This is a genomic window from Criblamydia sequanensis CRIB-18 (assembly GCF_000750955.1).
GTDB classification, from domain to species: domain Bacteria; phylum Chlamydiota; class Chlamydiia; order Chlamydiales; family Criblamydiaceae; genus Criblamydia; species Criblamydia sequanensis.
This window is the reverse complement of sequence record NZ_CCEJ010000004.1, coordinates 29,199-41,502: the sequence shown is the minus strand read 5'-3', so window position 1 is coordinate 41,502 and position 12,304 is coordinate 29,199. Positions and strand designations below refer to the sequence as shown.

Genomic DNA, 12,304 nt, shown 5'->3' with positions numbered 1-12,304 from the left:
AATAAAAAACCCAAAAAAGACCGACTTCTTTTCAGAATATCAGCCCTCTTTGGGCAGGTAGGTAGCTTGATATAATTTTTTAAATTAGAAATTTACATAAGTTCTTGATCTTGCGCCAACTTCTGTACCAACGATTAAGCCGGTAATTGCAGAAGGGATTAGAAAGAGAGAACCAAGAATACCGGCTCCAATTAAGGCCTTTCCATAAATATTTGCTGATTTAAAAGCCTCAACGACCCCTTTTTCAACGTCTTTAATAATAGGGGAGAGTTGCTTAGAAAAAACAAATCCAACTCCAAATCCAATGGCAGTTGCCAAAGGGCTTATGAATAAAGCTAAGGCTAAAATGGCAAAAGGAATAATTTTTTTAATAGTAGCGTAAAGCTTGGGATTGTCGGATTTAAAAGTTTCGAATTTTTTCTTTACTTGATCTAAGCCGGTTTTTGCGGTTTCGGAAATGGTATTGAATAGGTTGAATGAAGGTTCTGTCGAATCGGTTGCTTGACTTGGGCTGCTCATCTAGTTTCTCCAGTATTAATTATTATTATTTTTAAGTTGTTTCTAGATATTAGAAGTTATTATTCTATCAAAAGATTGTTAAAATATTATTAAGAAAATCATGCTAATTATCGTAAAAATATAAAGATATTGTAAAGAAATGTAGGGGTTGACTCTTCCCTGTAGGAAGACGTCATTGCAACATTTGGGGCGATCCTTTATGATTTTTCTCTTTTGGAGTGAATCCTTATGGCTCATTTAAACGATGAATTAATAAAAAAACTTTCAGAGCTTTCCCGCATAGAATGCAGCGAAGAAGAAAGAAAAACCCTTTTAAAAGATCTGGAAAGCATTTTAGGCTATTTTGACACATTGGCGGAAATCGATACCGATAATGTCGCCCCTTGCAACCATGTTCTTTCAGAAATTTACAATGTGATGAGAGAAGATGAAGTCGGAGAAACATTACCAAGGCATGAGTTTTTAAATTTAGCCCCATCTTCCACAGGCGGTTTAATAAAAATCCCATCCGTGATGAATAAGAATATTGAAATCGAGGATCTAGAGTAGCATGCACACTTTATCGGCTTTTGAGATCCGCAAAAAATTCTTAAACGGCGATTTGTCCGCGGAGCAAGTAACCTCTCACTTTTTAAAACGTATAGAAACGTTCGACCAAGAGATCGGGGCTTTTCTGACTGTTTTGGATGAAAAGGCTTTAGATCAAGCAAGAAAGCTCGATGAGAAGCGAAAAAAAGGATTAAAGCTTGGAAAATTAGCAGGGATTCCGATCGCTTTTAAAGACAATATCCACATTAAAGATGTCATCACTACATGCGCCTCCAAATTCCTTACTAATTATAAAGCCCCTTTCAATGCCACAGTAACAAGTCTTGTTGAAGAAGAGGATGGAATACTAATTGGAAAGACGAATTTAGATGAATTTGCCATGGGGTCCTCAACTGAAAACTCAGCCTTAAAGAAAACAAGAAACCCATGGAACCTATCTTGTGTTCCCGGAGGCTCCTCCGGGGGATCGGGAGCTGCTGTTTCCGCAAGGCTTTGTCCGATAGCCTTTGGAAGCGACACGGGCGGCTCTATCAGGCTTCCGGCGGCATTTTGCGGGGTGACAGGCTTTAAGCCCACTTATGGGCGTGTTTCAAGGTATGGCCTTGTAGCTTACGGCTCTTCCCTTGATCAAATCGGACCTTTCGCCAAAGAGGTAAAAGATATTGCGTTAATGATGGAAGTCATCGGAAAACATTGCGAAAAAGACTCGACGAGCATTCCTCTTGGAAGCGAAGAAATCGTAAGCAAGCTTGGAACTTTTCCGAAGGATTTGAAAATCGGCGTGCCTTGGCATCTTATTGAAAAGCTTTCTGAAGAACCAAAAAAGGCCTTCTTAGGTGCTCTTGAGGTTTATAAGAATTTAGGCGCCGCTCTTGTTGATATTAGACTTGATTTGATCGATTATTCGATTGCGGTTTATTATATTTTAGCGACAGCTGAAGCTTCAACTAATTTGGCTCGCTTTGATGGCATAAGATATGGGTTAAGATCTCCTCGCGCTAAAACTCTTCGTGAAGTTTATGATTTTTCAAAAGAAGAAGGGTTCGGGAAAGAAGTTAAAAAAAGAATCCTACTCGGCACCTTTGTTCTTTCAGCCGGATATCAAAATGCTTACTACAAAAAAGCCCAAAAGGTAAGAACGCTTATTATCGAAGAATTTAGAAGAGCGTTCTCTTCTTGCTCAATTATTGCGATGCCTGTATCTCCTTTTGCAGCCTTCAAATCGGGAGAAATCAAAGACCCCATTCAAATGTATCTTGAAGACCTTTACACGATTCCATGCAATCTCGCCGGATTGCCTGCAATAAGCATTCCGAGTGGATTTACTCAAGACGGCAGACCTCTTGGATTGCAGCTTATGGCTGCCCAAAAGCAAGATGGCCTGCTCCTTCAAGCAGCAGACGCTTTTCAAAGGGCAACCCCATATCATCAAGCCATTCCCGATTTATATAAGTAAGGAGCTTTAACTCATGGCAAATTCCAAATGGGAAACCATTATCGGTCTTGAAATACACGCCGAGCTAAATACCAAGTCCAAACTTTTTAGTTCGGCTCCGAACCATTTTGGGGATGAACCTAATACCAATATTACGGTCGTCTGCACAGGACAGCCGGGAGCTTTGCCGGTTTTAAATAAGGAAGCGGTAAAAAAAGCTGTCCAATTCGGGCTTGCTATTAATGCCAAGATTGCAAAATTTAGTAAATTCGACCGAAAATCTTATTTTTATCCCGATAGTCCGAGAAACTTTCAAATCACGCAATTTGATGAGCCTATTGTTATAGGCGGGACGGTGATCGCAGAGGTAGAGGCACAAGAAAAATCTTTTTCTGTAAACCGCGTGCATCTAGAAGATGACGCCGGGATGCTCAAGCATTTTTCAACTTTCGGCGGCGTTGACTACAATAGGGCGGGCGTTCCCTTAATTGAAATTGTCTCGGAGCCTTGCATTAGATCCTCTAAGGAGGCTGTCGCCTATGCTATGGCTGTCAAATCGATACTAGAGTATCTTGACGCCTCGGACTGTAATATGGAAGAGGGCTCCTTAAGGTTTGATGTCAATATTTCGGTTCGGCCATTTGGCGAAGAAAAGTTTAGAAATAAAGCCGAAATTAAAAACCTCAATTCTTTTTCTTTTATGGAAATGGCTATTGAAGCGGAGATTAAAAAGCAAATCAAGGCCTATGAATCAGCTGAAGACCCTGAATTCAGAATCCCTCAAGCCACCTATCGCTTTGATCCAGAGAAAAAAACAACGATCCTAATGAGAAAAAAAGAAGAAGCGGATGATTACCGCTACTTCCCGGAGCCTGATCTTGTGCCGATCATTTTAACGGATGCCTATATTGAAGAAATTAAAAGAAATCTTCCGGAACTGCCTTTAGAAAGAAAAAGACGATATGAGAGGGAACTTGCGCTTTCAGAGCATACGGCTTTTGTCTTGACAAGTGAAAAGAAATTTGCGGATTATTTTGAAGCGTCTCTTAAAAAAACAAAAGCCGCAAGATCCCTTGCTAATTGGTTGACAGTTGAATTTTCCGGAAGGTTTAAGGATCAAGATCATTTTGTTTATGAAAGTAAGATTCCACCCGAAAATGTGGCTGAACTTGTGAATCTCATCGAGGATAAAGCCATCACCGGAAAGATTGCAAAAACCGTCGCCGATGAGATGGTTAAATTCCCTCATAAAACCCCTCTTCAAATTGTCAAAGAGCATGATCTTCAGCCATCCGAGAATGTTGAAGAGATTGAGAAATTTATTGATGAAGTCCTCAAGGAAAACGAACAGTCCATTTTAGACATCAAAGCCGGTAAAGATAAGGCATTCGGTTTTTTAATCGGTCAGGTGATGAAAAAATGCAAGGGAAAAGCACCCCCTGAACTTGTCAATCAGCTTCTTAAATCAAAACTTGAAAAACATTAATTCTATTTTTTTCTTAAGGGCTTTAGCTTAAGCTAAAGCCTTTTTTATTTTCTCTCTATTGACTTTTTTAATTCTCTATTCCTACTATGAACCAAAGTTTATGATCTGGTTATAAAAGGAAAATACATGCCCTTTACACTTCCCCTCGGAGAAAAAGCCGTCGATTTTGACTTAATGGCTACTGATGGAAAACGCTATTCCCTAAAAGATTTTGACGATGCCAAGATCCTTGTAATTTTTTTTACTTGCAACCATTGTCCTTATGTAATCAATTCAGATGAACTGACAAGAAATATAGCAGAACAGTTTTTGAATAAAGGTGTGCGTTTTATTGCTATCAATTCCAATAGCTCCGAAACGATTCCGGAGGATTCTTTTGAAGCAATGAAAAATCGGGTAAACGAGAAAAAATTTCCTTGGGTTTATCTCTATGATGAAGATCAAGCCGTAGCTTTAAAATACGGCGCGCTTAGAACCCCGCACTTTTTTGTATTTGATGAAAATCGTAAATTGATTTATTGCGGAAGAGCTGTAGATAATCCAAAGGATACATCCAAAGCGACAGAATTTGATTTAGAGAAAGCCTTAGAGGAAAAAATCTCCGGCAAAAAAATTTCTACCCCTTTAACCAATCCCATTGGCTGCAACGTAAAATGGAAAGGTAAGGATAAGAATTGGATGCCTGAAGAGGCTTGTGATTTAGTTCAATAAAATGGGGCATTATGAAAATACTTTTAGCCGGATCGTCAGGTTTTGTAGGATCGAACTTAAGCGATTATCTTAAGAAAGAAGGGCATCAAGTCACTGCTTTAACTAGGTCTAAAGACGCACCCTCAAATAGCATCTATTGGGATCCAAGCCATCAAATCTTGAATCCGAAAAGTGTTGAAGGATTTGAAGCGTGGATTAACCTTGCCGGGGAAAACATTAGTGGAAGATGGAGTGAAGAAAAGAAAAAAAAGATTCTAGAGAGTCGAGTTCAAACCACTGAGCTTCTTGCAAAAGTTGCAAGCGAGCTTAACCATCCCCCTAAAGTTTTCTTAAATGCGTCTGCAGTCGGATTTTATGGCACCAATCGAAAAGGGGAAAAATTAACGGAAGAATCAGGTCCGGGAACCGGTTTTTTATCCCTAGTTTGCCAAGAATGGGAAAAATCGCTTGATCCCATCGAAGATAAGGGTGTAAGAGTCGTTAAGCTTCGTTTTGGGGTTATTTTATCTCCCCAAGGGGGCGCTTTAAAGACGATGTCCCTCCCGTTTAAATTAGGGCTTGGGGGGCCTATTGGAGACGGTTCGCAAGCCATGAGTTGGATTGCCTTAGAAGATGTTTTAAGGATTATTCAATTCTGTCTGACAAACGAAGTTTATGGACCCATAAACTGCGTTTCCCCGCAGCCTGTCACCAATAAGGAATTTACCAATCTTTTAGCAAAAGCCTTGCATCGGGCGGCTTTTCTGCCAATGCCGGCTTTTTTGGCTAGATTTGTTTTAGGGGAGATGGCAGATGAGATGCTCTTATCAAGCATTTACGCCTTGCCAGAAGAGCTCACTCAGGCGAATTTTCAATTCAAGTATCCGGCTCTTGAACCGCTCCTAAAAGATTATTTCAAGGGTTGATTTTAAACGTTTCGAAAATCAACGCCGGCTGCTGCGGCCGCGGCAATTAATGCCTTATCCCGCTCATCCAAATTATTAAAATAGTCATCTATTTTTCCAGCGTGATATTTTTTAGCCGCAGGTTCAAATTCTTCTGAAAACAAGATTCCAAGAGCGATAACCACAATCGGGGCATAGATCGGATGATAAACAAAAAAGAAGGAAAGCGCTGCAATAGAGATGATTTTTTTTGTTACGCTTACTAATTTTGGATGATCTTGAATAAATTTTAGGGTCGCATCGTAACCCTCTTTAAAAGTTTTTGAGAGAGAGTCCATGGCTTTTTGGAGCCGAGCCGATTCTCTCCAAGAGAGTTTTTTCTTTTTTCTCATTAATTTTAGGGGATTTAATTTCAAAATCATCGACTACCTGAGAATTTAACCCTTCGAATCGATCTGTATTTTCTATAAGGGATGGACCGGATGAAACTTGCATCTTAATAAACCTTATTTTATTAAAAATAATATATTACCATATTTTTAATTAAAAAACAATTAATTAGTTAATTATAAATTAATAATTAGTTAATTAACTTAACTAAATTTAAGGTGAGTTTGTTTGAATTGCCGAGAAGATCTTTTTTTGATAGGGTAAAAAATTATCTTTCAATAGGAACTTCTTCTCATGTTTTGGAAAAAAAAAGATGCTTCTTTTTTTAAACATTTTCGAGACCACGCGGAATCCGTGTCTAAAGGGGCTGATTATTTAAATAAAATTTTTACTAAACCTGTAGACCTTGATTTCTTAGTGCAGGCAATTAAGAGAGAAGAGCACATTGCTGATGATATCTGTCATAGCATCATTAAAGAAATTAGCTTGAGCGGTTTTATCTTGCCAATCGATAGAGAGGATATTTTTAATTTTTCAAAGGCTACCGATGAAATCATCAATGCCATTAACCATACCGCAGAAAGCTACGCAATCATCTATAAACTTAATGAAATGACCCTCTACGCCAATCAGCTTTGCAGCCTTATTCTTGAGCTTGGAAAGTTTGTTCAGCTATCGGCAAAAGGGATAGAAACACCCTCTGAAAATGCAGAAGAAACTTTAAAATATTGCAGAAACCTCTATAGGATAGAGCATGATGCCGATACGATTGCAAGAGATGCTCTTCAGAATTTATTTATAAAGTTGAAACATGATCAAATTTCTCTTGCCGATTACTTAGCTTGGAGCGATATCTATAGAAGGCTTGAAATCGTCACCGATCGGGGAGTCGACTTTGCTAATGTGGTTGAACAAATAATCCTAAAATATTCATAAAAGATGGATGAATCGGTTCTACTTTTTATTGTTTTAGCGCTTGTCCTTGGCGCTGAAGTAGTCAATGGTTGGACGGACGCTCCTAATGCCATCGCAACAGTTATTTCTACAAGGACCTTAACCCCAAGAGCCGCTATTTTAATGGCGACCATCTTTAATATTTTGGGGGCCTTTTATGGTACAAAAGTTGCCGAGACTATAGGATCCGGAATTGTAAAGCCTGAAGCCATAAATTTAGTGAGCTTAGGCGCAAGTCTTTTGGCTCTTATCTTATGGAGTCTTTTCGCCTGGCGTTTTGGCTTGCCGACAAGTGAATCGCATGCCCTTGTTGCAGGTCTTGCCGGCGCCTCTCTTGCGATTGGCGGATTAGACGTTCTTCTTTTTGAGGGTTGGGTTAAAGTGGCCATCGGTCTTTTTTTTTCCACTTTCTTAGGCACCCTGATTGGCTATTTGATCACAAAAGCTATCATCTTTAAATTTCATGATGCGAATCCTGCTAAAACAAAAAAAGCTTTTAAACACTTGCAAGTTTTGTCAGCTGCATTTATGGCTTTTAGCCATGGATCAAACGATGGTCAAAAATTCATAGGCGTCTTTAGCTTAACGCTCTTTCTTGGAAACTTGCTTCCCGAATTTAAAATTCCTTTTTGGGTCATTCTTCTATGTGCGCTGGTAATGGGAATTTCGACCTCAATTGGAGGGATGAGAATCATAAAAACGCTAGGCATTAAAATCATTCATTTAGAAACTTATCAAGGATTTGCAGCAGAATCTGCCGCCTCTCTTACCATTCTTTTTGCGTCGACCTTTGGAATACCTTTAAGCACAACTCACACTATTAGCACAGCCATTATTGGAACAGGGATGGCAAGGCGTGTCAACGAAGTGAGATGGAATGTTGTGACAAGAATTATTTATGCTTGGCTTTTGACCTTCCCTTTATGCGGGTTAATTGCTTTTATATTGTCTTCAGCTTTTATGCATCTAAACTGGGCGGGAGATCTTCTTGTCATAGGAATTCTTATCGCGCTTGCAACTTTTCTTCGTCCCAAGTTTTGGAGATAGAAGCAAGAGGCAAATTTAAATATTCTTTGCCTTCGACGGAGCGGATAATACTATGATTTTTTCTGAAGTTAATAAGCCAGTTTCTGGTTTCAGCAGGAAGATTTTTAAAGCCTTCTTGCCATAAGGTCAGGGGATCATTTTTTATTTCTTTAAAAGGCTCATACAAATCGCTGCGGATAAAAAAGGTATTTTGGGTAAAGCAAACAGGTTCATAGCCTTGTTTTTTCCCGATGTCAATCATGACAGCTAAAGGCTGTTGAAGATTCTGAAAAGCGATTGCGTCGGGTACTCTCCTTGTAAAGTTGGGATTCCAGGAAAAACCGCCTTCGACGCAGAGAATTTTTGGCTTACGTTTTAGACACTCCAGGATTAGATGATCGGCTCCATCTATATCAATCGACATAAAATCAATTTCTTGATGAGGAAAATACTCATCTGCTATGGCATCGATTGTTTTTCCTTGTACTTGCCCCTCATAGGCTACAAATTCATTTAAACAAAGGACATTGTTTTCATTTCTGTAGTTGGAAATAAGAGCTTCATACCCTCTTTTATCAGCTTCAATATAAACCCCCGACCATCCCTTTTCAACTAAGTTTCTTGAATTTGACAGCCACATTCCATCCCATGCTCCAAACTCGACAAAAAATCCGTTTTCTATATTTAAACGTGATAAAATCTCTTGCAAGATCCCATCTTCCCCTCTTTGGGAATAAATATTTTGACTGTATTTGTGAAGGCTGTCTTCATTGGAAGCATCACTTGTTGAAAACAAGCACTGCTGGAAAAATAGAACAAAATATAGGGCAGCATAGATTCGGTTTTTCATGTGCTTTATCCAATCAGGGGTGGTTTAAGGACATGCTTATTAAACAAATTAGATTTCCATGGCAACCCTTTTATCGAGCGATAGAAAAAAATATTTGCCTTTCACTTGATTCTGTTAATTTTTCTCCTTCATAAGAGCCATAGGTTTTTTGAATCTCAAAGCCCGTATTTTGAAGAAAATTTAAAAGCTGATTCTTGCCATAGAGTTTAACTTCTTCCCGGTAGCATTTATTGGAAATGCGGATCTCCTTGATGACGGTATCGTGATCGACCCATCTTTTGATATGGGCTGTTTTTCCTGCAATGACCTTTACTTCCTCGCTAATTAAATGCTTTTTAACAAAACATGGATTCAAATAATCGAAAAAAAAGCGCGAGCCTATCCTTAGCTGACTACGGATGGCTTTTAGAATATTTATGTTTTCAGAGTTTTCTTGAAAATACCCAAACGAGGTAAAAAGGCTTAAGGCAACATCAAAGGGCTCGTTAGATTTGAAAGATTCAATTGAGCTTTCAAAAAAGGAAAGGTTTGGAAGGTTTTCTTGATCAAGGCGTTTTTTCGCTTCATTTATTAAGGTTTTAGATTGATCGACACCGACGACAATTAATCCCATTTTAGCCAATAGGAAATCGTGTCTGCCGCTGCCGCAGCCGATATCAATAAGTCTTTCACAGGGACTTAAGCTTAAAACTTTTGATATAAAATCGACTTGGGCTAAGGCTTCTTCGGCATTTCGTGACGAATAAAGAAGAAGATAATCTTCATTAAACCAGCGCTTTTGCCAATTCATCCTATCCTTTGAAGTATTTTAGTATTTAACGACAAGCTCGCTGCCTATGTAGCCGGCTGATCCTAGATCAAAATGTTTGGGATGATCATTATGGCGATTCGATATGCGAAGCTCCCCGCCAACGGTATAGCCTGCGTGTATGTTAGCTTCAATAATATTTGCCCAATCGTATTTGAAGGCTAATTCAAGGCCTGTATTTCTATAGCAGACAAGAGCCATAGGCAAAGGCTCATCTTCATCGGCGCGCTCCCTCACATCAAAAAATCGAACAGCAAGAGCTGCTTTCCAACAATCGTTAAGAGTGCGTTCGATGCTAAGGTTTACCGGAAAAACTAGATTTAATTTCCATAAGTCATTAATTTTCCAATCAAAGCCGATAATTGGGTAAATGCGATCGATTTGCATTCCTGTTTGCACAATAAAACCTGCATGAAGGCCAATATTTGGGCGCCAGTCGTGTCTTCCCCAAAGCAAAATATCAAAATTAAGATAATGGTTAAAATCCCAATGCTCGGTGTCGATATTCATCGCAAATTGAGCTTGCCAAATCCAATCCTCAAGCCTATTGCTAAAAAATCTTAAAGCCAATGTAGCTGTTGGAAATACGGTTTGGCTGAAGTAGGGGTTTTCTTCCCAGTCAATTTTAGCTCTCGCCCCACCGATAGCCAGCATAAAAGCTTCGCGTTTGAGTTTGCTATAGCAGATGACTGAGCCGACACGTCCGGCGAAGCATGAAAAATCAACTTCTTGACCTGTAAACCCGGGTTTATCGATGTTAGCGGATCCCACGGCATCGAAAGCAAACTCTCCCCTGAAGGGGCCTTGATGTTCCGGGGTTTCAATTTCCTCTTGGCTGACGATGGAATCCTCAAAATCAGCATGAAGAGAGGTATTTGTAAAAGAAAGTAAGAGTAAAGCTGTGAGAATGTATTTTTTTTTCAAAGGACCCATCTCTTAAAAAATTTGAAAGCTTACTGTTATAAACATAAGCTTATTTTTAAAACAAGAGATCTAGGAAGTCAACTGATTTTGGGAAAAATAAAATAGAAAAAAATAAGCGGAAAACTAGAATGTTTTCCGCTTATTAAAAGAGAGATTAAGCTGTGACTTGTTTTAAAGATTCTTCTTTTGAATCCTCTTCTTTCTTTTCAAGGCTTGTGCTTAGTTTGCCGATGGCGAAGAACCAAGCAATAAACATTGCAAAAGCGACGACAGCAAGATAAGGTGCAAGAGAGGGCGTTGTGGCTGCCGGGAAGATGGTTTGCAGGATAGAGAAGGTTAAAGCTCCGCCTGATTTACCAATACGACCGCCGGCTACATCCACTGCCGCTTTTCCTTTAGTTTTTAATTCGTTGTCGAGCGGGATGTAGGCCATCTCTTTTGTTGAGTCAAATAAAGAATATTTCGATGCTTTAGAAACAGCCCCTTGCCAAAAACCGATTTGCGTAGCAAGAGCGACCGCTGTAAACGATACTCCGAAAGCTGTAAACATCGGCTGAGAAATCGGCATGCCATTTCCATAAATAATCGCTGAGAAGAAAACAATGCTTGTCAAGATCATGACAACCGGTACGACGCATGCTGAAACCTTCCAGCTAAAACGGCGTAAAATGTTACCGCCAACAATCATCAAGACAAGAGAGATAATCCCTGTCGTTGTTGAAAATTCACCCATGTAAGCTGCGAAAAGGTTGTTATCTCCTTGAGCGTAAATTTTTACCTGTCCTTTCCAAAGAACGTCGATGAAGTTAATCGTTACGCCGTAGCATAAAACGAGAACCGCGATGCAAAGAAGGTGAGGAGATGTAAAAATATACTTAAAGCTTTCTAACATGGACAGTTTAGGCTTTGATTTTTTTACTTTGGCTTCTTTCGGCTCTAAAGTTGGAACGATTTTTCGGCTTGTATAGAGATAAAGTCCCATGATGGCAGCCCCGGAGAGGATGATCATAGACATTAAAGCGTAAAGGCTTGTCTGCCAAGGGTCTGTTCCATCTGTTGTATTTAAGATAGAAGTGTTGCAGAAGTAGCTGACTGTAAAACCTGCCATAACAAGGCCGATGTTTCCAATAAAGCCGAAAAGAGGATAAAACCTTTTTGCTTCTTCGGATCTGATGATTTCATTGGCAAACTGCCAGAAAAGAAGAGAAACCATCACGCTTCCCCAAAGTTCAGAGAGAATGTAAAAAAGACAATAACTCCAGTTTCCCCACATAGAGATGAACCACTTTAGGTAAGGGAAGTTAGATTGGAGATTAAAAACAGTTTCCGGATAGGGGTGTAAGGATTCAATGTTAGGGTAGATGACAAAGGCAAAAAGTCCAAAAAAGACAAGAAAGGGTGTGATACAGAGATAAAATATTTTTTCCCTGCTAAAAATGTTCGCCATCTTTGAATAAATAAGCATGAAGATAATCGCAGAGGGAGTTGTGCCGTATAATTTTAAGAAGGAAATGATCCCCTCGTCTGAACCTTTAGCGTTCACAACAAGTGAGTCTTTTACGTTTCGAAGGATGGTATAGTTAAATAAAATAAAGAGCATCATAAGTGCCATTGGCAAGAATTTCTTTATTTCATGTCTATAAATGGGAAAAAAAATAGCTCGGAGGGTGGAAAATTCTCCTTGTTTCGTATCACTGGACATTACTTTTTCCTGGTTGTTATTATTAATATATGATTAAGTACTAATATTATATTTAATTAATAAATT

14 protein-coding genes are annotated in these 12,304 nt (G+C 39.2%); 7 read left to right on the top strand and 7 right to left on the bottom strand.

Translation table 11 applies throughout. From position 1 onward, the window contains the following. Positions 1-84: 84 nt before the first annotated feature. The gene (locus CSEC_RS04970; RefSeq protein ID WP_041017353.1) at positions 85-519 is read right to left on the bottom strand and encodes a hypothetical protein; all 435 of its coding nucleotides are present in this window, start codon (positions 517-519) and stop codon (positions 85-87) included. A 228-nt stretch (positions 520-747) separates the two neighbouring features. On the opposite strand from CSEC_RS04970, the gene gatC reads away from it, so the two are divergent. From gatC to CSEC_RS04945, 5 genes are all read left to right on the top strand, one after another. After that, positions 748-1,068 (top strand): Asp-tRNA(Asn)/Glu-tRNA(Gln) amidotransferase subunit GatC, encoded by a 321-nt coding sequence (gatC, locus tag CSEC_RS04965; RefSeq protein ID WP_041017352.1) that lies wholly within the window; start codon positions 748-750, stop codon positions 1,066-1,068. A gap of 1 nt (position 1,069) precedes the next feature. Next, a complete protein-coding gene (gatA, locus tag CSEC_RS04960; protein ID WP_041017351.1) occupies positions 1,070-2,524 on the top strand; it encodes an Asp-tRNA(Asn)/Glu-tRNA(Gln) amidotransferase subunit GatA in 1,455 nt (484 codons plus the stop codon). Positions 2,525-2,537: 13 nt separating this feature from the next. Then, entirely contained in the window at positions 2,538-3,989 is a 1,452-nt protein-coding gene (gene gatB, locus CSEC_RS04955; protein WP_041017350.1) for an Asp-tRNA(Asn)/Glu-tRNA(Gln) amidotransferase subunit GatB, read from the top strand. A 126-nt stretch (positions 3,990-4,115) separates the two neighbouring features. Then, a complete protein-coding gene (locus CSEC_RS04950; protein WP_041017349.1) occupies positions 4,116-4,700 on the top strand; it encodes a thioredoxin family protein in 585 nt (194 codons plus the stop codon). A gap of 11 nt (positions 4,701-4,711) precedes the next feature. Next, positions 4,712-5,605 carry a TIGR01777 family oxidoreductase gene (locus tag CSEC_RS04945; protein ID WP_041017348.1) on the top strand — a complete coding sequence of 298 codons (894 nt, stop codon included), beginning with the start codon at positions 4,712-4,714 and terminating at the stop codon, positions 5,603-5,605. 2 nt (positions 5,606-5,607) lie between these two features. Here CSEC_RS04945 and CSEC_RS04940 read toward each other — a convergent pair whose 3' ends face one another. Further along, positions 5,608-5,922, bottom strand: a complete 315-nt coding sequence (locus CSEC_RS04940) for a hypothetical protein (RefSeq protein WP_041017347.1) — start codon at positions 5,920-5,922, stop codon at positions 5,608-5,610. Next, positions 5,897-6,079, bottom strand: coding sequence for a hypothetical protein (locus CSEC_RS04935; protein WP_041017346.1), 183 nt, complete (start codon positions 6,077-6,079; stop codon positions 5,897-5,899). The genes CSEC_RS04940 and CSEC_RS04935 overlap by 26 nt, the downstream gene beginning before the upstream one ends. Before the next feature lie 189 nt (positions 6,080-6,268). Here CSEC_RS04935 and CSEC_RS04930 point away from each other — a divergent pair, with 189 nt between their 5' ends. Then, positions 6,269-6,910: a DUF47 domain-containing protein gene (locus CSEC_RS04930; RefSeq protein ID WP_041017345.1), complete on the top strand. Its 642-nt coding sequence runs from the start codon at positions 6,269-6,271 to the stop codon at positions 6,908-6,910. 3 nt (positions 6,911-6,913) lie between these two features. Beyond that, the gene (locus CSEC_RS04925; RefSeq protein WP_079977980.1) at positions 6,914-7,975 is read left to right on the top strand and encodes an inorganic phosphate transporter; all 1,062 of its coding nucleotides are present in this window, start codon (positions 6,914-6,916) and stop codon (positions 7,973-7,975) included. Here the strand turns inward: CSEC_RS04925 and CSEC_RS04920 are convergent. From CSEC_RS04920 to CSEC_RS04905, 4 genes are all read right to left on the bottom strand, one after another. Further along, positions 7,932-8,804, bottom strand: a complete 873-nt coding sequence (locus tag CSEC_RS04920; RefSeq protein WP_041017344.1) for a class I SAM-dependent methyltransferase — start codon at positions 8,802-8,804, stop codon at positions 7,932-7,934. The genes CSEC_RS04925 and CSEC_RS04920 overlap by 44 nt on opposite strands. Before the next feature lie 70 nt (positions 8,805-8,874). Beyond that, entirely contained in the window at positions 8,875-9,594 is a 720-nt protein-coding gene (locus CSEC_RS04915) for a class I SAM-dependent methyltransferase (protein WP_041017343.1), read from the bottom strand. Between the two features lie 18 nt (positions 9,595-9,612). After that, positions 9,613-10,536 carry a DUF6268 family outer membrane beta-barrel protein gene (locus CSEC_RS04910; RefSeq protein WP_154017632.1) on the bottom strand — a complete coding sequence of 308 codons (924 nt, stop codon included), beginning with the start codon at positions 10,534-10,536 and terminating at the stop codon, positions 9,613-9,615. Positions 10,537-10,690: 154 nt separating this feature from the next. After that, the gene (locus CSEC_RS04905) at positions 10,691-12,238 is read right to left on the bottom strand and encodes an Npt1/Npt2 family nucleotide transporter (protein WP_041017341.1); all 1,548 of its coding nucleotides are present in this window, start codon (positions 12,236-12,238) and stop codon (positions 10,691-10,693) included. Between the last annotated feature and the right edge of the window lie 66 nt (positions 12,239-12,304).

Bases quoted from the DNA above. Each gene is read 5' to 3' on its own strand.
- gatA (WP_041017351.1), top strand. From the start codon at position 1,070: ATGCACACTTTATCGGCTTTTGAGATCCGCAAAAAATTCTTAAACGGC.
- CSEC_RS04915 (WP_041017343.1), bottom strand. From the start codon at position 9,594: ATGAATTGGCAAAAGCGCTGGTTTAATGAAGATTATCTTCTTCTTTAT.
- CSEC_RS04925 (WP_079977980.1), top strand. From the start codon at position 6,914: ATGGATGAATCGGTTCTACTTTTTATTGTTTTAGCGCTTGTCCTTGGC.
- CSEC_RS04945 (WP_041017348.1), top strand. From the start codon at position 4,712: ATGAAAATACTTTTAGCCGGATCGTCAGGTTTTGTAGGATCGAACTTA.
- CSEC_RS04920 (WP_041017344.1), bottom strand. From the start codon at position 8,804: ATGAAAAACCGAATCTATGCTGCCCTATATTTTGTTCTATTTTTCCAG.
- CSEC_RS04930 (WP_041017345.1), top strand. From the start codon at position 6,269: ATGTTTTGGAAAAAAAAAGATGCTTCTTTTTTTAAACATTTTCGAGAC.
- CSEC_RS04970 (WP_041017353.1), bottom strand. From the start codon at position 519: ATGAGCAGCCCAAGTCAAGCAACCGATTCGACAGAACCTTCATTCAAC.
- CSEC_RS04950 (WP_041017349.1), top strand. From the start codon at position 4,116: ATGCCCTTTACACTTCCCCTCGGAGAAAAAGCCGTCGATTTTGACTTA.
- gatC (WP_041017352.1), top strand. From the start codon at position 748: ATGGCTCATTTAAACGATGAATTAATAAAAAAACTTTCAGAGCTTTCC.
- CSEC_RS04905 (WP_041017341.1), bottom strand. From the start codon at position 12,238: ATGTCCAGTGATACGAAACAAGGAGAATTTTCCACCCTCCGAGCTATT.
- CSEC_RS04940 (WP_041017347.1), bottom strand. From the start codon at position 5,922: ATGGACTCTCTCTCAAAAACTTTTAAAGAGGGTTACGATGCGACCCTA.
- gatB (WP_041017350.1), top strand. From the start codon at position 2,538: ATGGCAAATTCCAAATGGGAAACCATTATCGGTCTTGAAATACACGCC.
- CSEC_RS04935 (WP_041017346.1), bottom strand. From the start codon at position 6,079: ATGCAAGTTTCATCCGGTCCATCCCTTATAGAAAATACAGATCGATTC.